This window comes from Enterobacter sp. E14S, assembly GCF_055666685.1.
Genome location: NZ_JBVODQ010000001.1, coordinates 319,009 through 344,478, shown reverse-complemented (window position 1 = coordinate 344,478; position 25,470 = coordinate 319,009). Strand labels below are relative to the sequence as shown.

Annotated in this window: 20 protein-coding genes and 1 pseudogene; 7 read left to right on the top strand and 14 right to left on the bottom strand. The window is 56.6% G+C overall.

Features of this window, described 5'->3' with window-relative positions; genetic code table 11:
• Position 1 precedes the first annotated feature (1 nt).
• From paaG to paaA, 7 genes are read right to left on the bottom strand one after another with little or no spacing between them, the layout of a single operon-like run.
• Complete coding sequence (gene paaG / locus ACZ6J2_RS01665) at positions 2-790, bottom strand: 2-(1,2-epoxy-1,2-dihydrophenyl)acetyl-CoA isomerase PaaG (RefSeq protein ID WP_094935220.1); 789 nt, start codon at positions 788-790, stop codon at positions 2-4.
• Positions 790-1,557, bottom strand: coding sequence for a 2,3-dehydroadipyl-CoA hydratase PaaF (paaF, locus tag ACZ6J2_RS01660; protein WP_471724597.1), 768 nt, complete (start codon positions 1,555-1,557; stop codon positions 790-792). The genes paaG and paaF overlap by 1 nt, the downstream gene beginning before the upstream one ends.
• Entirely contained in the window at positions 1,554-2,624 is a 1,071-nt protein-coding gene (paaE, locus tag ACZ6J2_RS01655; RefSeq protein WP_471724596.1) for a 1,2-phenylacetyl-CoA epoxidase subunit PaaE, read from the bottom strand. The genes paaF and paaE overlap by 4 nt, the downstream gene beginning before the upstream one ends.
• 7 nt (positions 2,625-2,631) lie before the next feature.
• The gene (gene paaD / locus ACZ6J2_RS01650) at positions 2,632-3,129 is read right to left on the bottom strand and encodes a 1,2-phenylacetyl-CoA epoxidase subunit PaaD (protein ID WP_471724595.1); all 498 of its coding nucleotides are present in this window, start codon (positions 3,127-3,129) and stop codon (positions 2,632-2,634) included.
• A gap of 11 nt (positions 3,130-3,140) precedes the next feature.
• Positions 3,141-3,887 carry a 1,2-phenylacetyl-CoA epoxidase subunit PaaC gene (paaC, locus tag ACZ6J2_RS01645; protein ID WP_471724594.1) on the bottom strand — a complete coding sequence of 249 codons (747 nt, stop codon included), beginning with the start codon at positions 3,885-3,887 and terminating at the stop codon, positions 3,141-3,143.
• Positions 3,888-3,895: 8 nt separating this feature from the next.
• Positions 3,896-4,183, bottom strand: a complete 288-nt coding sequence (paaB, locus tag ACZ6J2_RS01640; RefSeq protein WP_033145422.1) for a 1,2-phenylacetyl-CoA epoxidase subunit PaaB — start codon at positions 4,181-4,183, stop codon at positions 3,896-3,898.
• Positions 4,184-4,194: 11 nt separating this feature from the next.
• Positions 4,195-5,124 carry a 1,2-phenylacetyl-CoA epoxidase subunit PaaA gene (paaA, locus tag ACZ6J2_RS01635; protein WP_471724593.1) on the bottom strand — a complete coding sequence of 310 codons (930 nt, stop codon included), beginning with the start codon at positions 5,122-5,124 and terminating at the stop codon, positions 4,195-4,197.
• A 285-nt stretch (positions 5,125-5,409) separates the two neighbouring features.
• Between paaA and paaZ the strand changes: the two are divergent.
• The 3 genes and pseudogenes from paaZ (at position 5,410) to ACZ6J2_RS01620 (ending at position 11,147) form a co-directional block, all read left to right on the top strand.
• Positions 5,410-7,450 (top strand): annotated as a pseudogene (gene paaZ / locus ACZ6J2_RS01630) (phenylacetic acid degradation bifunctional protein PaaZ).
• 193 nt (positions 7,451-7,643) lie between these two features.
• Positions 7,644-9,920: a primary-amine oxidase gene (gene tynA / locus ACZ6J2_RS01625; protein WP_471724592.1), complete on the top strand. Its 2,277-nt coding sequence runs from the start codon at positions 7,644-7,646 to the stop codon at positions 9,918-9,920.
• Between the two features lie 120 nt (positions 9,921-10,040).
• Positions 10,041-11,147, top strand: coding sequence for a GGDEF domain-containing protein (locus tag ACZ6J2_RS01620; RefSeq protein WP_471724591.1), 1,107 nt, complete (start codon positions 10,041-10,043; stop codon positions 11,145-11,147).
• A gap of 137 nt (positions 11,148-11,284) precedes the next feature.
• On the opposite strand, the gene ACZ6J2_RS01615 is transcribed toward ACZ6J2_RS01620, so the two are convergent.
• Complete coding sequence (locus ACZ6J2_RS01615) at positions 11,285-12,784, bottom strand: aldehyde dehydrogenase family protein (RefSeq protein WP_471724590.1); 1,500 nt, start codon at positions 12,782-12,784, stop codon at positions 11,285-11,287.
• A 241-nt stretch (positions 12,785-13,025) separates the two neighbouring features.
• On the opposite strand from ACZ6J2_RS01615, the gene feaR reads away from it, so the two are divergent.
• The gene (feaR, locus tag ACZ6J2_RS01610; protein WP_033145415.1) at positions 13,026-13,934 is read left to right on the top strand and encodes a transcriptional regulator FeaR; all 909 of its coding nucleotides are present in this window, start codon (positions 13,026-13,028) and stop codon (positions 13,932-13,934) included.
• Here the strand turns inward: feaR and ACZ6J2_RS01605 are convergent, their stop codons facing one another.
• The 4 genes from ACZ6J2_RS01605 to ACZ6J2_RS01590 all read right to left on the bottom strand — a co-directional run bounded on the left by ACZ6J2_RS01605 (position 13,935) and on the right by ACZ6J2_RS01590 (position 18,383).
• On the bottom strand, positions 13,935-14,252 hold the full coding sequence (locus ACZ6J2_RS01605) for a YdbL family probable chaperone protein (protein WP_023311566.1): 318 nt from the start codon (positions 14,250-14,252) through the stop codon (positions 13,935-13,937).
• Between the two features lie 7 nt (positions 14,253-14,259).
• Positions 14,260-14,451, bottom strand: a complete 192-nt coding sequence (locus tag ACZ6J2_RS01600) for a YnbE family lipoprotein (RefSeq protein WP_014169918.1) — start codon at positions 14,449-14,451, stop codon at positions 14,260-14,262.
• Positions 14,448-17,087: a YdbH family protein gene (locus ACZ6J2_RS01595; protein WP_471724589.1), complete on the bottom strand. Its 2,640-nt coding sequence runs from the start codon at positions 17,085-17,087 to the stop codon at positions 14,448-14,450. Before ACZ6J2_RS01595 ends, ACZ6J2_RS01600 begins: the two co-directional genes overlap by 4 nt.
• A gap of 540 nt (positions 17,088-17,627) precedes the next feature.
• The gene (locus ACZ6J2_RS01590) at positions 17,628-18,383 is read right to left on the bottom strand and encodes a DUF4225 domain-containing protein (protein ID WP_023327356.1); all 756 of its coding nucleotides are present in this window, start codon (positions 18,381-18,383) and stop codon (positions 17,628-17,630) included.
• Between the two features lie 364 nt (positions 18,384-18,747).
• Between ACZ6J2_RS01590 and ACZ6J2_RS01585 the strand changes: the two genes are divergently transcribed.
• Positions 18,748-19,737, top strand: coding sequence for a 2-hydroxyacid dehydrogenase (locus ACZ6J2_RS01585; RefSeq protein ID WP_023311563.1), 990 nt, complete (start codon positions 18,748-18,750; stop codon positions 19,735-19,737).
• Positions 19,738-19,756: 19 nt separating this feature from the next.
• On the opposite strand, the gene ACZ6J2_RS01580 is transcribed toward ACZ6J2_RS01585, so the two are convergent.
• Entirely contained in the window at positions 19,757-20,965 is a 1,209-nt protein-coding gene (locus ACZ6J2_RS01580; protein WP_196350085.1) for an MFS transporter, read from the bottom strand.
• Positions 20,966-21,422: 457 nt separating this feature from the next.
• Between ACZ6J2_RS01580 and ACZ6J2_RS01575 the strand changes: the two genes are divergently transcribed.
• Positions 21,423-22,094 carry an MgtC family protein gene (locus ACZ6J2_RS01575; RefSeq protein ID WP_471724588.1) on the top strand — a complete coding sequence of 224 codons (672 nt, stop codon included), beginning with the start codon at positions 21,423-21,425 and terminating at the stop codon, positions 22,092-22,094.
• Between the two features lie 244 nt (positions 22,095-22,338).
• Positions 22,339-22,773: a universal stress protein UspF gene (gene uspF / locus ACZ6J2_RS01570; RefSeq protein ID WP_023292544.1), complete on the top strand. Its 435-nt coding sequence runs from the start codon at positions 22,339-22,341 to the stop codon at positions 22,771-22,773.
• Between the two features lie 101 nt (positions 22,774-22,874).
• On the opposite strand, the gene ACZ6J2_RS01565 is transcribed toward uspF, so the two are convergent.
• A complete protein-coding gene (locus ACZ6J2_RS01565) occupies positions 22,875-25,457 on the bottom strand; it encodes a bifunctional diguanylate cyclase/phosphodiesterase (RefSeq protein WP_471724587.1) in 2,583 nt (860 codons plus the stop codon).
• Positions 25,458-25,470: the final 13 nt, after the last annotated feature.

The following is a 25,470-nucleotide window of genomic DNA, read 5'->3' as shown; positions in this document are numbered from 1 at the left end:
CTTATTTCCCCGTAAAGTTCGGCGCGCGCTTCGCCAGGAAGGCGCTGACGCCCTCGCGGTAGTCGTCGCTGCGCCCGGCCAGTCGCTGGTAGTCGCGCTCCAGATCGAGCTGGGCGTCCAGGGTGTTGGTTTCCGCGGCATTGATCGCCTGCTTGATCAGCCCCAGCCCGAAGGTCGGTTGAGAGGCAAAGTGCAGCGCCATCTGCTGCGCCGTAGCGGAGAGCTGTTCGTCATCCACCACCTGCCAGATCATTCCCCACGCCTGCGCCTGTTCGGCGCTGAGCTTGTCGCCGAGCAGCGCCAGCCCCATAGCGCGAGCGCGTCCGGCCACGCGCGGCAGCAGCCAGGTGCCGCCGCAGTCCGGCACCAGGCCGAGCTTGCTGAAGGCCATCACGAAGTTGGCGGAACGGGCGGCAATGACCATATCGCACCCCAGCGCCAGCGTGGCTCCCGCGCCGGCGGCTACGCCGTTAACCGCGCAAATCACCGGTTTCGGCAGCTTTGCCAGGCGACGCACCAGCGGGTTATAGAAGGTTTCAACGGACATTCCCAGGTCCGGCGCCGGGCCGTTGGGGTCGACGTTGCGGTCGTTCAGATCCTGACCGGCGCAAAAGCCGCGACCCGCCCCGGTGATCAGCAGGCAGCGAACGGTATCATCACGCTCGGCCTGTTTCAGGCACTCGGCAAGCTGCTGGTGCATCACGTCGTTAAAGCTGTTCAGACGCTCCGGACGGTTCAGCGTAATGGTCATTACGCCCTGCTCAACATGACTGAGAATAAATTCCACAATTAGCGTCCTTTAAAGTCGGGGGTGCGTTTTTGTAAGAAGGCATCGATGCCCTCCCGGCGATCCTCGGTGGCAGAAAGCAGCGTAAACAGCTGACGCTCCTGGGCCAGACCGGCCTGGAGCGGCACCTCCTGAGACTGGCGCAGCGCCTGTTTCGCCGCCTGCAGCGCCAGCGGAGAGTGGCGCGCCATCAGCGCCGCCTGCTTCAGGGCATACTCCAGCGTCAGCGCTGCCGGGAAAACGTCGCTCACCAGCCCGGCGCTCAGCGCCTGCAGCGCGGAGATACTCTCGCCGGTCAGCACCATTTTGCTGGCGAGCGATTTCCCGACGCAGCGGATAAGACGCTGGGTGCCGCCCGCACCGGGCATAATGCCCAGCGTGATTTCCGGCAGGCCAAAGCGGGCGTTATCGCCAGCAACGATCGCGTCGCACAGCAGCGCCAGCTCGCAGCCTGCGCCCAGCGCGAAGCCGTTCACGGCGGCAATCAGCGGTTTAGGAAAAGCGTTGATGCGCGCCCACAGCTGCGGGCGGATATCATTCAGCGTGGCGGGCAGGTCTTTCTCCGCCATTTCGTTGAGATCGGCCCCGGCGGCAAAGCAGCGCTCGCTGCCGTAAATCACGCAGACGGCGATGTCGGCATCTGCTGCGGCGTCCTCAAGCTGCTCGGCAAGCTGCGTCAACAGCGCGTTGTTAAGGGCGTTGCGCGCCGCCGGACGGTTCAGCGTCAGCTGCAGCACGCGGCCATGACGGGTAACAATCAGTTCGCTCATGCCATCCCCTTCGCGTCGAAGTCGACAATCACGTCGGCGGTTAACGGCAGCGACTGGCAGCTCAGCACGTACCCGGCGGCCAGCTCGTCCGGCTCCAGGCTGTAGTTGGTCGCCATGTCCACCTTCCCGCGCAGCACTTTGCATTTACAGGTGGCGCACACGCCGCCCTTGCAGGCATACGGGAGATCCGCCCCCTGACGCAGGGCGGCATCCAGGATGCTTTCGTCGTCCGCCGTCAGGGTGATTTCGCGGTCGCGCCCGTCCTGACGCACGGTCACTTTCTGTCCTTCCGCCTGGACGTGCACCGCGCGTTTAGCGGTGGTCCCCGGGGTATTAAAGCGCTCAAGATGAATGGATTTGTCCGGCATCCCCAGCGCCTTCAGCGTCGCTTCGGCGTCGTCCATCATCGCCGACGGGCCGCAGATAAACGCCTCGTCGTACTGGCGGAAGTTAATCAGGGTTTTCGCCAGCGCCTGCAGCTTTTCCCCGTCGATGCGACCAAAGAGCAGATCGCTGTCCAGCCGCTCCTGGCTGAAGATAGAGACCAGCTGCAGCCGCTGCGTGTACTTGTCCTTCAGGTCCGCCAGCGCCTGGCGGAACATCATGCTCTGGCTGCTGCGGTTGCCGTAGATCAGGGTGAAGTGGCTGTTGGGTTCGGTCGCCAGCGTCGCGGAGATAATCGCCAGCATCGGGGTGATCCCGGAGCCTGCCGCAATCGCCAGGTAGTGGCCTTCGCGTTCAGCCTGCGGCTGGTAGCCAAACTGCCCCTGAGGCACCATCACCTCCAGCGCCATGCCCGCTTTGATCTCATCCCGTGCATAGCGGGAAAAGCGCCCGCCGTCGATGGCTTTGACCGCCACGCTGATTTCGCCCGGGGCGGTACTCCGGCAGATGGAGTAGCAGCGGCGCAGCTCGTCCCCGTCAAGCTTCGTTTTTAACGTCAGGTGCTGGCCGGGGCGGAAGCGATAGGCGTCCTGCAAATCGTTTGGCACGGAGAAGGTAATGGTCACCGCGTCGCGGGTTTCGGGTTCCACTTTTGCCACTGTTAATGAATGAAACGTTGTCATGGCAGCCTCAAATACATTTGAAATAGTCGAATGGCTCGCGGCAGGTGTTGCAGCGGTAGAGCGCTTTGCAGGCCGTCGAACCAAATTCACTGATAAGCGAGGTGTCGGTGCTGGCGCAGCGCGGGCAGCTCACCTCTGCAGGAGCGTGCGCGTGGCAGCTATGCCCCACGGGCGGGCTGATGCCGTACGCCCGCAGGCGCTCGCGCGCGTCAGCGGTCATCCAGTCGGTGGTCCAGGCGGGCTCAAGCTGGAGCACAATGTGTACCGGGGTAAAGCCGCGCCTGGACATCGCATCGCGGATTGCCCCCAGCAGGTGCTCCGTTGCCGGGCAGCCCGAGTAGGTTGGCGTAAAGCCAATGACCCAGCCTTCCCCCTGCGCCTTCACGCTGCGCACCATGCCTAAATCGGTGATGGTTAATACCGGCACTTCCGGATCGGGGATCTGGCTTAACAGCGACCAGATCTGCGGGATTTGCGCGGGCGCGATGTCGACGAGGCGTTGCATAGCGTTCTCCTTTACCACTGCTGACCGGGATACGCGCGCTGGAGATACTGCATTTCCGCCAGCATCGGGCCCAGATGTTCGGTATGCAGCCCCTTCTTACCCCCGGTGCGGTACGCCACCTCTGCGGGCACCTGCAGGCAGGCTTCATTCAGACCGGCAAACACTTCGCTTTCCCACGGCTGGCGCAGGACGCGCGGGTCAACCGCCACGCCGGCGTCAATCAGGGCCAGCTCGACGTCATCGGCTTCAAACAGCTCCGCCGTAAAACGCCACAGGTTGTCGATAGCCTGCTGCATTTTTTGTGCGGACGTTTCGGTCCCGTCGCCCAGACGCACCAGCCAGCCTCGGCTGAAGCGCAGGTGGTAGCGCGCCTCTTTAATCGCTTTGGCGGCAATGGCGGCAAGCTGGCCGTCGCTGCTCCGGGTCTGGCGTTCGTACAGCGCCACGTTCCAGGCATCCATCAGGTACTGGCGGGCAATGGTGTCGGCGAAGCTGCCGTTCGGCTGCTCCACCAGCAGGACGTTGCGGAAGTGGCGCTCGTCGCGGCCAAACGCCAGCGTGTCTTCATCGCCCAGGCCTCCCCGCTCCGCGGCATAGGTCAGGAAATTGCGCGCCTGGCCCAGCAGGTCGAGACCGATATTGGCGAGCGCGAGGTCAATTTCCAGCTCCGGCGCGTGGCCGCACCAGGCGCCGAGACGCTGGGAAAGCACCAGACCGTTGTCGCCCAGACGCAGGGCATAGGCAGTCACTGAATTCATTCTTTGCCTCACATATGCTCGATGCCGTCGGGGATGGTGTAGAACGTCGGATGACGGTAAACCTTGCTTTCCGCCGGGTCGAAGAACTCACCGCTCTCTTCCGGCTGGGAGGCGACAATCTCGCTCGCCTTAACCACCCAGACAGAACACCCTTCGCTGCGGCGGGTGTAGGCGTCGCGCGCATTTTCCAGCGCCATGCGATCGTCGGCGGCATGCAGACTGCCCACGTGACGGTGGGATAACCCTTGTTTGCTGCGTACGAACACTTCGTACAGCGGCCAGTAGACGTTGCTCATCGTGATTCCTCTTAAGCCACTTTGCGGGCGTGTTGTTTTTCCGCGTGCGCCAGTGCGGCTTCGCGCACCCACGCCCCCTCTTCCCAGGCTTTACGTTTGGCGGCCAGGCGCTCGTGGTTGCAGATGCCGCGCCCGTTAATGACCTCGTCAAACTCCTGCCAGTCGATCTCGCCGAAGCGGTAATGACCGCTCTCTTCATCAAATCGCAGGTCGGGATCCGGCACCGTCATGCCCAGCATCTCCACCTGCGGCACCGTGTTGTCGACAAAGCGCTGGCGAAGTTCGTCATTGCCGAAGCGTTTGATTTTCCAGGCCAGGCTGCGGGCGCTGTTCGGCGAGTTGTCGTCGTTTGGCCCGAACATCATCAGCGCTGGCCACCAGAAGCGGTTGATGGCGTCCTGCAGCATCTGACGCTGGGTCTCGCTGCCCTGCGCCAGCGCCATGCAGGCCTCAAAACCCTGGCGCTGGTGGAAGCTCTCTTCTTTACAGATTTTCACCATCGCGCGGGCATACGGACCGTAGGAGGTCCGGCACAGCGCCACCTGGTTGACGATGGCGGCACCATCTACCAGCCAGCCAATCACGCCGATATCGGCCCAGCTCAGGGTCGGATAGTTGAAGATGGAGGAGTATTTCATCCTGCCGTCGAGCATCTTCTGGTAGATGTCTTCCCGCGCGCAGCCCAGCGTTTCCGCCGCGCTATAGAGGTAGAGCCCGTGCCCGGCTTCGTCCTGCACTTTCGCCAGCAGGATCGCTTTTCGGCGCAGCGTCGGCGCGCGGGCGATCCAGTTCCCTTCCGGCAGCATGCCGACAATTTCGGAGTGCGCATGCTGACCAATCTGGCGGATCAACGTCTTACGGTAGGCGTCAGGCATCCAGTCCTGAGGCTCAATCGCCGTCTCCTGCGCTATGCGCTGCTCAAACCGTTGTTCTTGCGTCACGTCATCACCTTTATGATTCGTTAGTTTGCAAATTAAGGCGTAATGTTGAATCACTTTGTTTTTTAAAAGTTACACACAGGTTAAATATAACCCCAAGAATTGTTTCCTGATTTTGTGATGCTGCTCGCAAGGCTTTTGCATCAGGCCTTTCAGAAAGCGTCTTCAAGCGATGCGATTCATCCAGCCAGATCACAACGTTAACAATTCATTAAAAACTCAGCTTGATTTTTATGATTCACGATCAAACTATTAATGAGTAAATCACGTAACATTTGGAGATAAGCGATGCAGCAGTTAGCCAGCTTCTTATCCGGTACCTGGCAGTCTGGCCGGGGCCGCGAGCGCACTATTCATCACGCCATCAGTGGCGAAGCCCTGTGGAGCGTGACCAGCGAAGGGCTGGACATGGCGGCCGCCCGTCGCTATGCGATTGAGCGCGGCGGGGAAGCGCTTCACGAGATGACCTTTATCGAACGTGCTGCCATGCTGAAGGCGGTGGCAAAGCACCTGCTTAGCGAGAAAGAGACGTTTTATGCCCTGTCGGCCCAGACCGGGGCGACGAAGGCGGACAGCTGGGTGGATATTGAAGGCGGCATCGGCACCCTCTTCACTTACGCCAGCCTGGGCAGCCGCGAGCTGCCGGATGACACCCTTTGGCCGGAAGATGAGTTAATCCCGCTATCAAGAGAAGGTGGCTTTGCGGCGCGCCACGTCCTCACCTCCAAATCCGGCGTGGCGGTACACATCAACGCCTTTAACTTCCCCTGCTGGGGGATGCTGGAAAAGCTGGCGCCGACCTGGCTTGCCGGGATGCCCGCCATCATCAAACCCGCTACCGCGACCGCGCAGGTGACGCAGGCGATGGTGAAATCCATCGTCGACAGCGGGCTGGTGCCGGACGGCGCCATCAGCCTGATCTGCGGCGGCGCGGGGGATCTGCTCGACCAGCTCGACAGCCAGGACGTCGTGACCTTTACCGGCTCCGCCAGCACCGGGCAAAGCCTGCGCGTCCACCCGAATATCGTGGCGAATTCGATTCCGTTCACCATGGAGGCCGACTCCCTGAACTGCTGCGTGCTGGGGGAAGACGTTACGCCAGACCAGCCGGAGTTTGCCCTGTTCATCCGGGAAGTGGTCCGCGAGATGACCGCTAAAGCCGGGCAGAAATGTACGGCCATTCGCCGGATTATCGTCCCGCAAAACCAGATTGACGCGGTGAGCCAGGCGCTGATTGCCCGCCTGGAAAAAGTGGTGGTGGGCGACCCGGCGCAGGAAGGGGTGAAGATGGGTGCGCTGGTCAACGCCGAACAGCGGGCGGACGTGCAGGAGAAAGTGGATCAGCTGATCGCCGCTGGCTGCCAGATCCGTCTGGGCGGCAAAGCGGATTTGCAGGCCCCGGGCGCGTTCTTCCCGCCGACCCTGCTGTTCTGCCCGCAGCCGGACGAAACCCCGGCGGTGCACTCAACCGAAGCCTTCGGCCCGGTTGCGACGCTGATTCCGTATCGCAACGCGCGCCACGCGATGCAGCTTGCCGCGCGGCGGCGGTAGCCTGGCCGGTACGCTGGTTACCGCCGATTCGGCAATTGCCCGCCAGTTTATTGCCGGTGCGGCGCGCGCCCACGGGCGCATTCAAATCCTTAACGAGGAATCATCCAAAGAGTCTACCGGCCACGGCTCCCCGCTGCCTCAGCTGGTGCACGGGGGCCCGGGCCGCGCGGGCGGCGGCGAAGAGCTGGGCGGCCTGCGCGCGGTGAAGCACTACCTGCAGCGCACCGCGATTCAGGGCAGCCCGTCGATGCTGGCCGCCATTGGCAAACAGTGGGTGCGTGGCGCAGCGGTGCAGGAAGATCGCGTGCATCCGTTCCGCAAATACTTTGAGGAGCTACAGCCGGGCGACAGCCTGCTGACGCCGCGCCGCACCCTCACGGAAGCAGACATTGTGAACTTTGCCTGCCTGAGCGGGGACCACTTCTACGCCCATATGGATAAGATCGGTGCGGCAGAGTCGATCTTTGGCGAGCGCGTGGTGCACGGCTACTTCCTGATTTCCGCCGCGGCCGGGCTGTTCGTCGACGCGGGCGTCGGGCCGGTGATTGCCAACTACGGTATGGAAAACCTGCGCTTTATCGAGCCGGTTAAACCGGGCGATACCATTCAGGTGCGCCTGACCTGCAAGCGTAAAACGCTGAAGAAACAGCGCACCGCCGAGGAAAAACCAACCGGCGTGGTGGAATGGTCCGTTGAGATTTTCAACCAGCACCAGCAGGCCGTGGCGCTCTACTCCATCCTGACGCTGGTGGCGCGCCAGCAGGGCGATTTCAGCTAAGGTCCCCTCACCCTGACCCTCTCCCCAATGGGGAGAGGGTATTGTTCTGCACCACCTTGTGATTTATCCCCGCTCTTTTTTTAACCTGGCAAGACTGGCAAATAATCTGGCAGATGCAGGCAAACGCTTTTCTCAGGCGCCTGTCAGGATAAGGCTGTCACAACACAATAAACACAACAAGATGAGGTCTACGATGGGAAGCAATTCTTCTTTTTCTGCCCGTAGAACGGCGCTGGCCATGGCCGTTGCGCTGTGTTGCGCCTGGCAATCCCCTGTTTTCGCCCACGGCAGCGAGGCGCATATGGTCCCGATGGACAAAACGCTGCAGGACTTTGGCGCCGACGTTCAGTGGGATGATTACGCACAGATGTTCACCATTGCGAAAGACGGTGCCTTTGTGAAGGTCAAACCGGGCGTTAAAACCGCCATCGTCAACGGTAAAACCCTCAGGCTTGAGGTGCCGGTGGTGATGAAAGGCAAGAAAGCCTTTATTTCCGATACCTTCATCAACGATGTTTTCCAGTCCGGCCTTGACCAGACCTTCCAGGTTGAAAAACGCCCTCACCCGTTAAACGCGCTAACGGCGGACGAAATTAAGCAGGCCGTTGAGATTGTGAAGGCCTCGGCGGACTTTAAGCCGAATACCCGCTTTACCCAGATCGCCCTGACAGAGCCCGAGAAAGCCAAAGTGTGGAACTTTGTGCTTAACGGTACGGCAGTAGATGCCCCGCGTCAGGCGAAGATCGTCATGCTCGATGGCAAGCACGTTATCGAAAGCGTGGTGGACCTGAAGGATAAAAAAATCCTGCGCTGGGAACCGGTAAAAGACGCGCACGGCATGGTGCTGCTGGATGATTTCACCGCGGTTCAGCAGATCATCAACGAAAGTACCGAGTTCGCCGAGGTGCTTAAAAAACACGGCATCACCGACCCGAAAAAAGTGATTACCACGCCGCTGACCGTCGGCTATTTCGACGGTAAAGACGGCCTGAAGCAGGAAGACCGCCTGCTGAAGGTGGTGAGCTATCTGGACGTGGGCGACGGCAACTACTGGGCGCACCCGATTGAAAACCTGGTCGCGGTTGTCGATCTTGAGCAGAAAAAGATCCAGAAGATTGAAGAAGGCGCCGTTGTTCCGGTTCCCATGACCCCGCGTCCCTATGATGGCCGCGACCGCATGGAGACGCCGAAAAAACCGCTCAACATCACTGAGCCGGAAGGCAAGAACTACACCATCACCGGCGATATGGTTCACTGGCAGAACTGGGATTTCCACCTGAGCCTGGATTCCCGCGTCGGCCCGATGATTTCAACCGTCACCTATAACGACAACGGCAAAAAGCGCCAGGTGATGTATCAGGGGTCGCTCGGCGGCATGATCGTCCCTTACGGCGATCCGGACGTGGGCTGGTACTTTAAAGCCTATCTCGACTCCGGCGACTACGGTATGGGCACCCTGACCTCACCGCTGGTACGCAGTAAAGACGTGCCGTCCAACGCCGTGATGCTCAATGAAACTATCCCGGATTACACCGGCGCGCCGATGGAGATCCCGCGCGCGATCGCCATTTTCGAACGCTACGCGGGGCCGGAATACAAGCATCAGGAGATGGGTCAGCCAAACGTCAGCACCGAGCGCCGCGAGCTGGTGGTGCGCTGGGTGAGTACCGTGGGCAACTACGATTACATCTTCGACTGGGTGTTTCATGAAAATGGCACCATCGGCATTGATGCCGGCGCGACGGGTATCGAAGCGGTGAAAGGCGTTCAGGCGAAAACCATGCACGACGCCACCGCAAAAGACGACACCAAATACGGCACGCTGATCGACCATAACATCGTGGGCACCACGCACCAGCACATCTACAACTTCCGTCTTGATATGGACGTGGACGGCATCAACAACAAGCTGGTGGCGAAGGATCCGGTAGTGAAGCCGAATACCGCCGGGGGCCCGCGCACCAGCACCATGCAGATCAATCAGTACGATATTGATACCGAGCAGCAGGCGGCGCAGAAGTTCGACCCGGGCACCATTCGGCTGCTGAGCAACACCAGTAAAGAGAACCGCATGGGCAACCCGGTCTCGTACCAGATTATCCCTTACGCGGGCGGTACGCACCCGGTGGCGACCGGTGCGAAATTTGCCCCGGACGAGTGGATTTATCATCGCCTGAGCTTCATGGACAAACAGCTGTGGGTGACCCGTTACCATCCGGATGAGCTCTACCCGGAAGGAAAATTCCCGAACCGCTCCGTACACGACACGGGCCTCGGACAGTACAGCAAGGATAACGAGTCGCTCAACGATCGGGATGACGTGGTCTGGATAACCACCGGCACCACCCACGTCGCCCGCGCGGAAGAGTGGCCGATTATGCCGACGGAATGGGTGCATACCCTGCTTAAACCGTGGAACTTCTTCGACGAGACGCCAACGCTCGGGAAAAAGAAAGACGAACAGAAATAAATAACGTACCGGGCGCAATGCCCGGTTTTTTTTGCCTCTGCATTTGAGGATCGCCCTGGCTTGCTTATAGTTACTGATATCTCACCTGCATGATTTATCCCCCGGACGGGAAAGGGCTTTATGGAAAAAAGAAAAAAACCGACACTTGAACGGGCAACCTGGCCAACGCGCCATGCTATGGTCATGCACGGGCTGGCGATGAACCTGCCGTGGCTGGCCTTCGTAAATATCAGCTTCGCGGTGATGATTCTGCTGCGACACGTTTTGCTTAATACCAGCGATCCCCTTTATCCCCATTCGCCGCAGCTGACGAGAATAGTTGATGCCTCCATGCTCGGCATTATCATCCTCTCAGCTGCGCTGATCCTGATGGCCTGGCGGCGCATCGCCGGCATCAGCGTGGTGTTGTTTATCTGCAGCGCCATCTGGTCGGTCTCCTGCTTCTGGTTTATCACCCAGCTGCTGCTCCCGCACGTCTGGCCGCTGTGCGTCATTTTATTACTCGCCGGCTTAACGGCGCTCTATTTTTACCCCGAGGGGCTACTCGCCTTTGTGTTCCCGCTCTGGATCACCCTGCCGGTAGCAAGCTGGATACGGAACGATGGCCTCAACCTTCACTTCATTGTTATCTGGAGCGTGTTTTCGCTGATCCTGATCTGCGGGCGTTTCATCCTGCTGAGCTGGTTTGACGAGGCCTGGCGACGTAACCAGCAAAATCAGCTGCTGATCTCCAGGCTGGATGCGCTGGCGCATCAGGATCCGTTAACCAAAACCGCCAATCGCCGGAAAATGGAAGTGGTGCTGGAGAACGCGGTTGAGCAGAAAAAAACCTTCTCGGTGATCATGCTGGATATCGACTATTTCAAACGCTACAACGACACTTACGGGCACCAGGCGGGTGACGACTGCCTGACGCGCGTGGCGCGGGTGCTGAAGCAGTCGGTGCGCACGCCTGACGATGTGGTGTCACGCTACGGCGGCGAGGAGTTCGTGGTGATCCTGTTTAACTGCCCGGAAAACATCGCTGAAAAGGTGGCCTTACGCATTCAGGACGGCCTGCGCACAGAAGCTATACCGCACAGCGCGTCAACCGTTAGCGATCGTGTCACCGTGAGCATGGGGATTGCGAGCATGGCGGAAGGGTTAGCGGGGACAGAGATCATCGCCCGCGCCGATGCGGCGCTGTATCGGGCGAAAGAGGCCGGGCGGGATCGGTGGTCGCTGTAAACATGTCGGGTGGCGGCTACGCCTTACACGACCTACAAAATTCGCCCGGTGCAGCCTGATGCCCTCACCCTGACCCTCTCCCACGGGAGAGGGAACAAACACTAAAAAGGCAACCTCCAGGTTGCCTTTTGCTTTTACTAGTAGCGCACGCACACCGATTTGGTTTCACACCAGCCGTCCAGCCAGTCCGGACCGAAGTCGCGTCCGGTGCCGGACTGCTTCATGCCGCCGAACGGCAGGTTGGCGTCAATCAGCGTATGGCTGTTCACCCAGACGGTGCCCGCCTGCAGCCTGTCGGTGTACCCCAGCGCCTTGCTGATATTCTGCGTCCAGACGCTGGCAGTCAGGCCATATTCGGTGTCGTTTGCCAGCTGGAGCGCCTCTTCCCCGTCGGCAACGCGCACCAGGTTGACGACCGGGCCAAACACCTCTTCGCGGGTCAGGCGCAGTGAGGCATCCGGGTTCACCACCAGCGTAGGCGAAACGTAATAGCCTTTGCCTTCCGGCCCCCGGTTACCGACGATCAGCTCCGCGCTGCGCGACTTCGCTTCATCAAGGAAGGTCTGCACCTTGTCGCAGTGCGCGCGCGACACCAGCGGGTTGATAAACGCCTCCGGCGACATGCCCGGCCCGACGCTCAGGGATTTCACCGCCTGCTCAAACCCGCTGACCAGCGTGTCAAACAGCGGCGCTTCAATATAGATGCGCGAGCTCGCCGCGCACACCTGCCCCTGGTTCAGGAAGCTGCCGGTCATCAGGCCTTCGATCACCCACGCCGGGTCCGCGTCTTTCAGTACGATAGCCGGGTTTTTCCCGCCCAGCTCCAGAGTCACCCCGGTTAGCGTGTCCGCCGCCGTGCGGGCAATTTGCTTACCCGTCGCCGTTGAGCCGGTAAAGCTCACCTTTGCAATATGCGGATGCGAGGTCAGCGCTGCGCCGCACACCGCGCCGCTCCCGGTCACCACGTTGAACACCCCGTCCGGAATGCCCGCTTCGCTGGCCAGTTCCGCCACGCGCAGCATGGTCAGCGGCGTGGTTTCTGACGGCTTGATGACAATAGAGCAGCCCGCGGCCAGCGCAGGCATCACTTTCCACATCCCGATCATCAGCGGGAAGTTCCAGGGCACAATCCCGGCCACCACGCCAACCGGCTCCTTACGCGTCCACGCCTGATAGCGGGCGCCCTGCGGCAGCGGAATGGAAAGGTCGAGGGTCTTACCCGAAATTTTGGTGGTCAGCCCGGCGGTATAGCGCATCCAGTTCAGGGTGCAGCCGACTTCAAACATGCGGGAAATGTTGATGGATTTGCCCTGCTCCAGCGTTTCAAGCTGGGCCAGCTCTTCGCTGTGCTGTTCGACCAGATCGGCGAAATGAAGCAGGACCCGCTCGCGTTCCGCCGGCAGTTTTCCGGCCCAGCTGCGGGCGACAAACGCGCGCCAGCCGGACATGACGGCACGGTCAACGTCGTCGACGCTGGCATCGGCAGTTGAGGCAATGACCTCGCCCGTGGCCGGGTTGAAGACGTTCAGCCGCTTTTCACTGTCCGACGCGGCCTGACGCCCTTCAATCCACAGGCCATGCTGTCGGTCTAAAAATTGTTGTACGGCAGGCTGAATGGCCACCTGTGATTCAGACATAGGATACTCCTTCGTTATTCTTCGCAGGGTCTCCATCCAGTCTAAGTGGGGTTTTGCGTTCTCGCTTTTGTCTCTGTGACATTCGCTTTGCCACCTGTGACAGGCTCCGCAAATCGCGATAATTGCCGCTTATATCGCTGTTACCGGTGAGTGTTCTTTCCTATAGTCAGCCTCATAGCTCTGACAAAATGCAACACAAATGCAACAATGCGAAAACGTTGACGGTGCAGTGAGAGAAACGATGGCGTGTGCAAGCGAGCAGGAACAGTATCAGCAGTGGCTGGCGCAAATTAACCAGGTTTGCGGGCGTTTTAACGCGCAGCCCACCGGGGGGAAATTCTTCGGCGAGCTGGAGACCAGCTATGCGCGCAGCCTGAAGCTCAGCACCGTGACCGCAGGCGGCGTTAACCTGTTCCGCTCCCGTCAGGAGATCGCTCAGAGTAATGATGCCTGGTTCTATACCGTGTTCCAGCTCGAAGGCAGCGCGGAAATTGAGCAGGATGACCGTCGCGCGCTGCTCAGAACCGGTGATATCACGCTGATTGACGCGTCGCGTCCCTGCTCGATCAACTGGCGGGAAAAATCTCGCCAGATTTCGCTGCTGGTTCCCCGTCAGATTATTGAGCAGCAGTGTCGCTTCCAGGAGATAAGCTGCGCAACCGCCCTTTCCCGCACCTTGCCCACGGTACAGCTGAGCCATCGCCTGCTGATGGAGAGCATGAGCAATGCCGACCTGAGTGACCGTGAAAGCGAAGCGGCGCTAGAGGCGATGATCTGCCTGCTGCGCCCCGCTTTCCAGCAGCGTGAAATCATTCAGCCGCGCAAGGAGCGCCAGTTCCAGCATGTGGTGGCGCTGATTGACGACCATATTCAGTCTGAATCGCTGCGCCCGGAATGGATTGCAGCCGAGAGCGGCATGTCCGTGCGCAGCCTTTACCGCATGTTTGCCGAGAAGGGGCTGGTGGTGGCGCAGTACATCAAAAACCGTCGTCTGGATCTCTGCGCGCAGGCACTGCAATCTACCGGTGATGATGAAAAGCTGGCGGGCATTGGCTACAGCTGGGGCTTTACCGACCATAGCCATTTTTCAACGGCGTTTAAGCAGCGTTTTGGCGTCTCGCCGGGTGAATACCGCAGGCGCTACCGCTAATTACTTTTTGAGCCATTTTCCGTTAATGCCCTTCACGTATTCGCCCGGCTGCGCGCGGGCAACCAGTTTCTGACCGGCCATTTTAGCCACTTCATCGACAGGCAAATTATTGCTGTCAGCCAGCTTCTGGTAGTTTTCCGCGCGCGCCGCATTGATACGATTGACCAGCGCCAGCGTTTCAGCGTCCTGTTGAATCGGGGCAAGATAGCCGCTGAGGGTTTCCCCCACGCGCCCCTGCGCCCGGGCATCGTTTAAGGTCAGCGCAGCCGCCTGCACGTTCATCCCCAGCGCCAGTAAAATCAGAGCTAATCGTTTCATGGCATCCTCAGAACAGATCGCTGCGCGATTTCAGCAGGGTTTCAACGTCTTTATCGACCTTAATATGGATTTCATGTTCGATTTTGACATTCATATTGATGGTAATCGGCTCCTTTGGCGCAGCGACTTCAATGCGCGGCGTACAGCCGGTCAGTAGCGCGGCAACGGCAACGGTGAGCACACCAGCCATCTTTTTCATTGTTGTTCCTCACTTTCCTTGCCAGTCAAACTGCGGGGAGCAGGTATCGCCGCATGTTGCTCAAACCAGGTTTGCAGGTTGTCCCCAAAGCGCAGGCTGCGCCAGAGGGTAAAGACATTCTCATCATGGGTATAGTTCAGGTTGACGGAGCTGCTTTTTCCATCCACCCGGCTGGTCCCCTTGATGGTCGCCTGCATGGTTAATTCACCCAGATTATCTAAATTGATTCTCGTCCACGAACGCGAAATTTCCATATAGCGGAGCCAGTTAATCGCCGCGCCCGCCACCATATTATCTTTCACGATGGCGTCGGCCGTATCTTTGTCGATGCGCAGCGTCATTGGCCCCGGGTTGGTCAGCCAGCCATCTTTAATGATCCATTTTTCATTGTCCAGCCAGAACGGCAGCGCCCCGCTCACCGGCCCTGACATGGCAAACTGTTTCGGATTAACGGCGCTGATCAGCTCGCTGGAGGAGATATTGTCCACGCGCAGCAGGGCCGGATCGTGCTGCGGCATCCGCAGCTGCTGCATAGTGATCTTCCCGCCGAGGGTTTCCACCTTCACGTTGGTGAGGAGCAGCGGATTGTCCTCCGTCCAGGGATAGTCCCCCTGTAGATCGGCGGTAATGTTGCGCGCGGTCACCAGGTTTTCCACTTCGCCAATACGCAAGGTGACCGGACCGCGCGTGCCGAGGGACCAGGTTCCCTCGCTGAAACGGAACGGCAGCACAAAATCGACGCCGTTAATCTGGTTATCCGGCATCCAGGCGCTGCCGGATTTCAGCACGCCGTGCCCACCGGCCTCAAAGCCCTGATCGGCCGCCGCCGAGAAGGCGACCTGCGCGTAAAGCTCCCCGTCGCGCAGCGTCATTTTCCAGTTCGGCGGGATCAGCGGCTGGAAGACGGTGAGCGACTGTTTTGGCCACCAGGCCTGCCCGCGAAGGCGCACGCCATCCCAGCGTCCGTTCACCTGTACCGGACCGATTTTGTCCGCATGGAGGTCGCCCTTAAACTGAAAAATGGTCGGGTCGGTGCCGTCGACGCTGAAGGTCAGGACCGAGGGCGGCAACGCGCTGCCGCCGGAGAACCGGGTCTGCCCGGCATTCAGCGACAGCGCCCCGCTGAAGGTCGGTTTTTCGGCATCGCGTAGCCAGCGTACAGGCTGATCCAGCACCAGACGCGGCTTGCTGACCTCCATCGTACCGTACTGGAGCTTGTCAAAACCGGTGGAGAGCGCCGTCAGCTCAATAAGATTGTCGCGCCACTCGCCTTTCCCGGCGACATCCCAGCGGGCATGCATCGGCGTAAAGCCGCCTTTCCCCCAGTAGCGCCACTGCCACAGGCCGTTATCAGGTAAAAAGTCGTTGGCCTGGCCGTCCAGATGGAGTTCAAAATCGCCCATCTCGTTTTCATGAGCGCGCAGAATCGCCTGTAAACGACCGTCCACGCCCTTCTGTGTTAGCTTCACGCCCGCCAGCGGCCAGCGGATTTCATCGATATCGAGTGAGTCAATGATGCGCCCGCGCGAGCGGAGCAGCGCGCCCGGCTCAAAGGCCAGCTGCGGTTCATACAGGCTGCCGGTCAGCGTGGCGGGCAATTTTGCGTAAAGAATGAGATCGTTTTGCTTCGCCTCGCCGCTCAGATGCAGGGGCATGTCGCTGTTTTCCATGCTGAGCCTGCCGGGCCCAATGTTCAGTACCGCGTTGCCTTTCCCCGCGTCCCCCTGGGTAAGCACATTCAGCCGTCCGGTCAGGGTGGTGTTATCCAGCCCCTGCTGCCAATTGTCGGCGCGAAGGGATACCCGCCCGCTCAGCGGCATACCCGAGAGATCCCAGTTCCAGCGCCCGTCGCTGATGTTCAGCTGCTCCGCGGTGATCTGCCACGGCAGGTCAAGCAGCGGATCGGGGGTGTCCCGCGCCATCACCACCAGCTGTCCCTGATTGTCTTCCCAGTCCAGATCGGCATCGACCAGAGACGTTAACTGTGGCACGTTAAAGGTCGCGACCGCGTGGCCCTTCACCGGCACGCCATCCGGCACCAGCGGCAAGGTAAACTCGCCCACCAGCTTAATCGGCTGCGGCTGGTCCGGGAGCTGGATATCGAACTGGCTGACCGAGAGCGTCTGACCGCGAAGCGTACCTTTAATGCTGACCTGCTCGCCTTTATAGGCGATCTCCTGAATGGACGGCGTCAGCGACGCATGCAGCTCGCCCTGCCACTGCTGCCAGGGCGACAGCGTCAGACGGTGAACCGTGATCCAGGTATTCGGTAATACCGCCTGCCACTGTGCCAGCGTTTTGGGGGCGACCGTTGAGGGTGCAGACTGGGGAATTTTGCTCAGACAGACGGAATTGAGATCCAGTGCGCCGACATCCAGCTTCCAGCGGCTCGGATGTGACAGCGTCACGTTATCGATGCGGGCAATTTCGCAGTCTTCAACCAAATAGCGAAGATCGGGGATCACCAGCGCGTGGCGGGTAAGTTTCGGACTCTCTTCGAAAGCGATGCGCGTCCCGACGGGCAGCCAAATCCCGGCGAGCGTCGGTACCCACTGGGCGAGCGTCATCAGCAGCGTCAGCGGCAACAATATGAACAGCAGTAAAAGCGCAAGAGCGGCTTTGTATTTACCCTTCATGGGCAGTTAATATCCTGATTTAGCGAAAGATTTAAGCCGGCAGTGCCGATCATTGTCGCATGTTTAGCGGTTGAGTTGAAGTTGACGCCAAGTTAAGAATAGATGCTGTAATAGTAAGCGGTAATTTTTTTGCTATGCGTAACCTAAAGAATATATTTTCGGTTCAATTGGTTACGCATAAGTTCAAGAATAATCGCAGAGCAGATTTGCGACATTAATACCTATTCCGTGGCATTGCCAGCAGGTAAAGCATGGCGAATATCAATGACCCCCAATACACCGAGTCGTACCGCCAGGGATCAAAATCAATATGTAAAAAACCGCTAACAAACTCATAGCCGTTGGCAAAAACGTTAATTTGAATGGCTGCTATGGCTATCACAAATAGCGTATAGGCAATGAACAGAGGATATTTATGAAGCCTGTTGACCTTGAGTTTCCCGAGGTACAACAAGAAAAAAACGACAATAGATACAATAAAATAGCATACGGCAGGTAGAATCGGGGGGGTTAATGACAACTCGAATTGTTCCGACATAATTAATTCTCTTTAGCTATCTGGTACATCTGCCAACCTGTGACGCTTCCACTGGTTAAATCCAGAGCCATCGCTGTTTTAGAAGCCTCTTGCCATCCTCTGATATAATCAGATTCAATGTTGCGAAACAGACTCCAGGATTTTTCTCGGGGAGCCAGTACTCTCCTGCCCGCGCCATAGGCTGATAAAGAGATATCAACTACTCCATAGACAATATCAGCTTCATTATTCCCATAGCCGAGTTTCGCTGCTACGTAACGATAAGCATCTCTTAGCGTGCCAGACCGATCTTCACGATAAAGAAGATAGTATCCATTTTCATACATGTTGTTTAGCCCATGAGTAATCATAGGTGCACCATACGCAGCACAGGCCAGACCCAGCGAACCGACGCATAAACTAGCGCCCCCATACACTTGCGCCCCACCGGCAACGAAACCGATCTGTTTAAGCGCTAAAGTCGTCGTTGTTGTTCGGTTTTTTTCAACAACAATAAATAACTTAGCTTTATTGAAGGTGAGTAAATCATCCTGTTCCTTAAGATGATGTATCTGTTCATCAAGTAATTGAATCCCGCCTGACCAGGTCAAGCAATGCGACTCGATCTCCCTTCTCAGGTGAGCAACAAGTTGTTGAGTTTCAAAAAACATACCAGCGGTACCATAAAGCAAATGCTTTGTGGCAATTCGCTGCGCAAGATTTTCAATCTCTAAGACTTTCTCTTCGAAATGACTTTTATCCCGATTATGGTTGTACATTCGGTCTCCCTGTCATTTTAAAATGATAGTAATAATACTACCTTCGATGTTAGGACATTCAAAGAGCTACGTCATTTTAACAGCTAAAGGTAGTCACATTTTCAAGCATTGGGAAACCACTTACCCAAACATACGCACTTGTTGTGACTTTAGTCTCCCCCATAGCCCCCTTAGAGTAAAACAAGCAGACATGTCGCTGGTGTCAGTCCCGCTTAAGAAATCGGTGGATATGAATATCATGGAGTTAGGGTGCACATATGCTCTAGAATAATTGATAGAACTTATTGAATTCAATAATATTTTAGAAATTGTAAGATAATTTTAATCATGCTAACGTGAATGCAAAATCACTGGAGAAAGTCTTATGAAACTCGCGGTATATAGCACAAAGCAGTACGACAAAAAGTATCTGCAACATGTTAACGAGGCTTACGGGTTTGAGCTTGAATTTTTCGACTTTCTGCTGTCCGAAAAAACCGCCAAAACGGCGCACGGCTGTGAAGGCGTCTGCATTTTTGTTAACGACGACGGCAGTCGCCCGGTGCTGGAAGAGTTGAAAAAACAGGGTGTGAAATATATCGCCCTGCGCTGCGCGGGCTTTAATAACGTGGACCTCGACGCGGCGAAAGAGCTGGGTCTGCGGGTGGTGCGCGTCCCGGCGTACTCCCCGGAAGCGGTCGCGGAACATGCGATTGGCATGATGATGTCGCTCAACCGTCGTATTCACCGCGCTTATCAGCGCACCCGTGATGCCAACTTCTCTCTGGAAGGGCTGACCGGCTTTACCATGTACGGCAAAACCGCGGGCGTGATCGGGACCGGTAAAATCGGCATCGCCGCCCTGCGCATTCTGAAAGGCTTCGGCATGCGTCTGCTGGCGTTCGATCCGTACCCGAGCGCCGCTGCGCTGGAGCTGGGCGTGGAATACGTCGACCTGCCGACCCTGTTCTCCCAGTCTGACGTGATCTCCCTGCACTGCCCGCTGACGCCGGAGAACTACCACCTGCTAAACCAGGCGGCGTTTGACCAGATGAAAGATGGCGTGATGATCATCAACACCAGCCGCGGCGGGCTGGTTGACTCTCAGGCCGCTATCGAAGCGCTGAAAACCCAGAAAATTGGCGCGCTGGGAATGGACGTGTATGAGAACGAACGCGATCTGTTCTTTGAAGACAAGTCGAATGATGTGATCCAGGACGACGTGTTCCGCCGCCTGTCAGCCTGTCATAACGTGCTGTTTACCGGACACCAGGCGTTTCTGACTGCCGAAGCGCTGATCAGCATTTCAGAAACCACGCTGGGTAACCTGCAGCAGCTGGAAAAGGGCGAAGCGTGCCCTAACGAACTGGCGTAAGCGTGACGCCGGGTGGCGGCTATGCCCCACCCGGCGTACTGTCTGTTTCCCAGGTCCGGTGCGCAAAGCACCACCACAGCAGGACGGCCACCAGCGCAATCGCGCTCAGAACACTGAATGCCGTGGCAAATGAGTAATGACCGGCAATCGTGCCGGTTAACGCCGGGCTCATGGATGCCCCAACCCCCTGCATCAGCATCACCACACTCTGCCCGGCATTGACGTGCCCGCTCCCGCGCAACAGCACCACGATAAACGACGGTACCGCGACGCCCAGGATCCCAGCGGCCAGCCCGTCGAGGATTTGTACCGGGATCATCATGAGCGGCGCGTCCGTAGACGCCGCCAGCGCCGCGCGCACCGGCATCACCAGCAGCGCCAGCATAATTAAGCGCCAGTAGCCGTAGCGGTCTATTCGGTTGGCGACCCAGATGGCGACGGGGATCATCACGGCCTGGGAGATGATAACGGTGCCCGCCGCGTACAAACCGGGGTTGATCGAGGCGGGCGCGGCGGCCACCCTCATGCTCAGCATCGGCAGCAGCGCGGCGTTCGCCAGGTGAAACAGCAGCAGCGTCAGTCCGGTCACGAACAGCGCCCGGTTTTTTATCAGCACGGCAAATCCGGGAACCGGCAGGCTCGCGGAAGAGGACAGCCCACGCGCCGCGTCGTTGTCGATATCCCCGTTGCGAATGGCAAGCAGCGCGCAGAGCGTTAACAGCGTGGTACAGGTCATCAGCAGGAAAATCCCGCCGACGCCCCAGTACCACGCAATGCCGCCTGCAATCAGTGCGGTAACAAAGTTGCCGCCGTGATTGAACGCCTCATTTTTGCCCATCTGCGCGCTGAATCCGCTCTGGCCGGTCAGCCCCAGGGTAATTCCGGCGATCAGCGGACCGACAAACGCCGCGCAGATACCGGAGACAATTTGCGAAACGGCCACAACAGCGCTCTGCTGGCTAAACCAGAGCAGGAGCGTGCTAAGAGTGATGAGCAGGCACACTAGCGCCAGCACGGTCCGCTTGCTGCGCGAGGTGTCGGTGATGAATCCCGCCGGCAGCGTGGCCAGTAGTCCCGCCAGCCCACCGGCCGTCATCAGGATGCCGATATCATCGGGGGTCCAGTGGCGTTCGGTCAAAAAAATACCGAGAAAAGGACCGAGGCCATCGCGGACATCCGCAATGAAAAAACTTGTCAGGCACAATGCCCGCAGCGAACGAAGAGACATACTTCCTGCCTTTGTCTGTTATCGCCTGTAAAAAAGAAAATGTAGTATACCGGGTATTTTTGAAAATCAGATGACGTCTTAAAAAAACATGCTTTCCGAACTTAAACAATTCATAACGGAGTCTGTTTTTTCGCTTTACTCATTATCGCCCCTGACTATACTGGCAATAAATTTTCACAGGAGTCCTTCGTTGGAAAGTTATTTTATCGTCGATACGAAGGTAAGCTAGCGCAATTTTCTCGCTGCTTACCTGAAACGGTGGGCAGCAATCCTCTTTAAGCGATTGTATCCCGAAATAGTAAAACCACTCAATTTGTGGGGCATCGCATGTTCATGTTTACTCATTCACTCTTTCCGCCACCGTTGTCCTGACACGCTTAGCATTTAAACGGCGTTATGATGTGCTTAGCAAAGCACTGACGCTTATTATTTAATAACGTTAACAGGCGACAGGCTGATGTTCCCTTATATCTCTCATCTGCTCGCAGCGATGCTGCTGGGCGCAATTATTGGCGCGGAAAGACAGTGGCGCCAGCGTATGGCCGGACTTCGTACTAATGCACTGGTTGCCACGGGTGCGGCAGTGTTCATTTTAAGTTCGGTATCGACTTCTCCTGATAGCCCGGGACGTATCGCAGCGCAGATCGTCTCCGGTATCGGCTTTCTTGGCGCAGGCGTCATTATGCGTGAAGGAATGAATATTCGTGGTTTGAACACCGCCGCAACGCTGTGGTGCTCGGCCGGAATTGGCGTACTGTGCGGATTAGGCCAGTTCTGGAATGCCGCCATGGCCAGCCTAATTATTCTCTGCGCTAACATATTGCTTCGCGAAGCCGCGCAGCGAATTAATCAACTGCCCGTGCTCCATGAAGGCGAAAAATGCTATGTACTTAAAATCACCTGCAATGATGAGCATGAAGATGCGGTGCGGCAGAGCGTCGTAAATATGGCGAAAGAGTTGACGTTAAGTCTGAAAGCGATTTATTCCGCTACGGCGCAAGCAGAAGGTAAAACCGAAATCCGGGCGGAGGTGATGACCCGGGAAGAATACCGAAAATTACTCGATATGATTATGGGGAATATGGGCGGGAGTAAAATTATCGCGTCCGTCAGCTGTCACGCAATATGAACAAGGTACCGGGCCTTGCGCCCGGTTGAGGCTTTGGCGTTTTGCAGAAAACGGACCGTGACGCGGAGAGACTCATCCCCGAATGCCCCTGATCGTTGTCACGCCACGTTGACGAGATCGGGGCAGGTTCGACTGTACGCCTATCACATAACCGAAATTTGTCCCCGTTATGACAGCTTGCTCTCTGTTTTCCTGAAATTAACGGTCTACCCTGAATTGTGTGAAAAACACTCAGGAGGGACAAATGTATAACTCAATTTTGGTTCCAATTGACATTTCGGAGGATAGCCTGACGCACATGGTTATCCCCTTCGTTCAGGCACATACAGCACTTAACACAGCTAAAGTTCACTTTCTTACCGTCATTCCATCGCTTCCGTATTATTCATCATTAGGTTTGGCCTATTCGGTTGAAATGCCGAAGCTGAAAGAGTTCCAGCACGCGGCCTTAGCGAAGCTGGATGAAATCGTTAAGCAATTCAAAATTCCTCCAGACAAGATACAGACTCACGCCGTGACGGGATCTCCTAAAGACCAAATCCTTAAGCTCGCTGACACGATCGATGCCGACCTGATTATCATCGCTTCCCACAAACCTGACATATCGACGTATCTGTTGGGTTCGAACGCTGCGGCAGTGGTGCGGCATGCGAAATGCCCTGTTCTGGTCGTGAGATAGAAAGCGGCGTTTACGCTCGTGGATACGAACAGATAGCGGATAACAAAAACCGGGCGAGAAGCCCGGTTTTTCATTTACGCTTTCCTGAGTGAAAGCGCGATTTAGAGATTTACTCTGTTGGCGTTTAAATTTAAGTCCGTAATGGCGGCCGGTTTTCCAAGCAGGTAGCCCTGAACTTCATCACATTTATTTTTTTTCAGAAAAGTCAGCTGTTCGACGGTTTCCACCCCTTCTGCGGTTACCGCCATGGAATAGGCTTTCCCCAGGTCGATAATTTTCTCCACGACTGACTGGTTCTGCGGCGAGTCACCGAGGGTAAAAATAAAGCTCTTGTCGAGCTTAAGCCCGTCAAACTGAAACTTCCGCAGATAGCTCAGAGAGGCATAGCCGGTACCGAAATCGTCAATCAGAATGCGGACGCCCATTTTTTTGAGAGACTTCATGGTCTGCAAGGTTTTTTCCGGGTCGGAAAGCGTAACGTTTTCAGTCACTTCAATTTCCAGCCGGTTGGATTCAAGCCCCGTTTCGTGAAGGATCTCTTTTATTCTTTCGGCAAGATCGCTTGCCTGGAATTCGATAGCAGAAATATTGACGGAGACCGATAATCCCGGCAATTTGTCTTTCGTCTCCGTACAGGCTTTTCGTATGACCCAGTTACTCAGGCTAATAATCAGCCCGGTTTCTTCTGCCAGCGGGATAAACTGATCGGGCATTATGGTCCCCCGAACCGGGTGCTGCCAGCGTACCAGCGCTTCGACGGCCTCAATTTTAGAATACCGGAGGTTATAACGCGGCTGGTAAACCAGGTAGAGCTGTTCTTCGCGAATCGCGGTCTTGAGTTCTAATTCCAGTTTCCTGCGTTCAGTCAACTTTTCCGACATATCCGGGCGATAATAGACCCATCGGTTTCTGCCGGATTGTTTCGCCTGATACAGCGCAATGTCCGCGTAGCGTAGAAGATCGTTTGCGCTGCTGCTATCCCGGGGAGCCAGCGCAATGCCCATGCTTACGCCTATCGCCACATCATTGCCCTCAATGGCGAAAGGACGGTTAAGTTCTTGCACGATACGACGACACACCTCCTCAATCTGGTCTTGCTGGCTGGTGTTGCCGAGGAGAAGCATAAATTCATCCCCTCCCTGCCGTGCGACAAAATCACCTCGACGAACGCAATTTTTAAGACGTGAAGCGACCTCGCCAAGCAGGGCATCGCCGGTGGAGTGCCCGAAAATATCATTGACGGGCTTAAACTTGTCTAAATCAAGGCAAATCATGGCAAAGGGATAATGGTTAAGGTCTTCTTTCGCCAACTGGCCAGCCAGAAATTCCTTAATATGATACCGGTTCGGCAGACCGGTTAATTCATCATGGCGTGACAGGAACTCCACGCGTTTTGTTGCTTCTACTTCCTGAGAGACGTCGGTTGCCGCGCCTCGCAACACCACCGTTCCATCAGGCTGAGCAGAAAACTTTGCCAGAAGCGTGCAATATGACGTGGTTTGTTGCGCGTTCGTATAAGGACAGTTTTTAAATTCAAAGCGTTCGGTTAAATCCCGCTGCCCGGCGCAGTCATGTGATAATCCGCTTGTCGCCGGAAAGAGTTCATCCAACCTGCGGCCTATCCATTTGCTATTTTCATATCCCGTTATTGTAGAAAAACGACCCGATAGCCACGTTATCCTTAACGATAAATCTGTTTCCCAGAACCAGTCGCTGGTTGTTTCACTGACGTCCCGAAATCGTTTTTCACTTGTAATAAGATTCAACCGCGCCTGCTCGAGGAGAAACGTATTTTCGTCAAGCATTCTCGCCTTGTGCATAATATGGCGCATTAATATCACCGTCATCGATACCGTCAGAACGACGGAGAGAATGAGTAATGGCAAAAAATAAATTATTAACGCCTGGCCGGGATTTTCACCGTCCCAGATAATTTGCACATCCCCATTTTGGGTGCTTAAGGTAAATTCCGTCTGATTATTTATTTGAGAAGTGGCTGGATCAGATGAAGTACGAACGTTCTGGATGCCGTCATCCTGACCAATCGTGAGGAGTTTTTTAGCCGTTAACTTGTCTATAAACACCATTGTCGAAGGTTTTCCAGGCATGGTTTGCACGCTCGCATCATCGCCCGTCGTTATCCATTGCGCTGAAACAATGGCCGGCACGGAATCGATAAGCGCTAGCACAGAAACCGGCACTCCCTTTTTTATACTCAACTTATGGAGTAAACGGTCTTTGGTTGATTTGTCTAACCAGCGCTCCAGCTCCTGAAGCTTCAGCTTCCCGTCAACCACGCTGTATCGCGTGCTCCCTTCCGGAGAGAGAACAAACACCCCTTCGTAGCCAAAGTTATCATACAGGGACTTACCCAGATTCTGCTTATCCCATGCCCAGTGAACGTCATTGTTCAGATGAAGATGTTTGTAGGCATCTCCCCACTCGGCATTATCTTTCAAATGACTTCGCATGCTCTCCTGGCGGGTCTCCAGGGCTTTCCTTAACAAAAATTCATCGTGCTTGTCGCTGATTTCATTCACATTATCTTTTATTATTAGCAGGGAAATTATTGCCGCAATAAAAATACTTATCAACAACGTTACAATATAGGTAAAGGTTTTATTTATCAGGCCTTTAGAAGGCTCGGTATCCGTGAAGCCCGGATTGTTCAGAGGTAGGGTCATCTTTCGCCTTCTT

Bases quoted from the DNA above. Each gene is read 5' to 3' on its own strand.
- ACZ6J2_RS01580 (WP_196350085.1), bottom strand. From the start codon at position 20,965: ATGTCTCTTCGTTCGCTGCGGGCATTGTGCCTGACAAGTTTTTTCATT.
- ACZ6J2_RS01595 (WP_471724589.1), bottom strand. From the start codon at position 17,087: ATGAAGGGTAAATACAAAGCCGCTCTTGCGCTTTTACTGCTGTTCATA.
- ACZ6J2_RS01590 (WP_023327356.1), bottom strand. From the start codon at position 18,383: ATGTACAACCATAATCGGGATAAAAGTCATTTCGAAGAGAAAGTCTTA.
- ACZ6J2_RS01605 (WP_023311566.1), bottom strand. From the start codon at position 14,252: ATGAAACGATTAGCTCTGATTTTACTGGCGCTGGGGATGAACGTGCAG.
- uspF (WP_023292544.1), top strand. From the start codon at position 22,339: ATGTATAACTCAATTTTGGTTCCAATTGACATTTCGGAGGATAGCCTG.
- ACZ6J2_RS01615 (WP_471724590.1), bottom strand. From the start codon at position 12,784: ATGTCTGAATCACAGGTGGCCATTCAGCCTGCCGTACAACAATTTTTA.
- paaC (WP_471724594.1), bottom strand. From the start codon at position 3,887: ATGAATTCAGTGACTGCCTATGCCCTGCGTCTGGGCGACAACGGTCTG.
- ACZ6J2_RS01585 (WP_023311563.1), top strand. From the start codon at position 18,748: ATGAAACTCGCGGTATATAGCACAAAGCAGTACGACAAAAAGTATCTG.
- paaB (WP_033145422.1), bottom strand. From the start codon at position 4,183: ATGAGCAACGTCTACTGGCCGCTGTACGAAGTGTTCGTACGCAGCAAA.
- paaD (WP_471724595.1), bottom strand. From the start codon at position 3,129: ATGCAACGCCTCGTCGACATCGCGCCCGCGCAAATCCCGCAGATCTGG.
- feaR (WP_033145415.1), top strand. From the start codon at position 13,026: ATGGCGTGTGCAAGCGAGCAGGAACAGTATCAGCAGTGGCTGGCGCAA.
- ACZ6J2_RS01600 (WP_014169918.1), bottom strand. From the start codon at position 14,451: ATGAAAAAGATGGCTGGTGTGCTCACCGTTGCCGTTGCCGCGCTACTG.
- paaE (WP_471724596.1), bottom strand. From the start codon at position 2,624: ATGACAACGTTTCATTCATTAACAGTGGCAAAAGTGGAACCCGAAACC.
- ACZ6J2_RS01620 (WP_471724591.1), top strand. From the start codon at position 10,041: ATGGAAAAAAGAAAAAAACCGACACTTGAACGGGCAACCTGGCCAACG.
- ACZ6J2_RS01565 (WP_471724587.1), bottom strand. From the start codon at position 25,457: ATGACCCTACCTCTGAACAATCCGGGCTTCACGGATACCGAGCCTTCT.
- ACZ6J2_RS01575 (WP_471724588.1), top strand. From the start codon at position 21,423: ATGTTCCCTTATATCTCTCATCTGCTCGCAGCGATGCTGCTGGGCGCA.
- paaF (WP_471724597.1), bottom strand. From the start codon at position 1,557: ATGAGCGAACTGATTGTTACCCGTCATGGCCGCGTGCTGCAGCTGACG.
- tynA (WP_471724592.1), top strand. From the start codon at position 7,644: ATGGGAAGCAATTCTTCTTTTTCTGCCCGTAGAACGGCGCTGGCCATG.